General features: G+C 42.2%; 1 protein-coding gene. It reads left to right on the forward strand.

Features of this window, described 5'->3' with window-relative positions:
- Positions 1–230: nucleotidyltransferase-like protein (locus KMS84_RS44950; protein WP_256921698.1), on the forward strand; the 230-nt coding region annotated here is incomplete at both ends.

Below are 230 nucleotides of genomic sequence, written 5' to 3' on the forward strand. Positions count from 1 at the left end.
TTCCTGCACATCAAAAAAATACGAGAACGATGTGAAACCACGATTGGTGGGCTCCGCAAATCAATAAGATTATGTAAAAACATAAAGGCAGATCTCGAGGCGGAAGGAAAAGCTGTAACGATCTCCAGCTTTGATATTGCCTCAATAATGTACCACGCCAACATGCATAGTCTCTCCGTTGGCGCCTACTATGAATTAGCGATATTAGCTGAGACCCAAAGATATTTGGA

The organism is Streptomyces hilarionis (assembly GCF_024539675.1).
Lineage (GTDB): Bacteria > Actinomycetota > Actinomycetes > Streptomycetales > Streptomycetaceae > Streptomyces > Streptomyces hilarionis.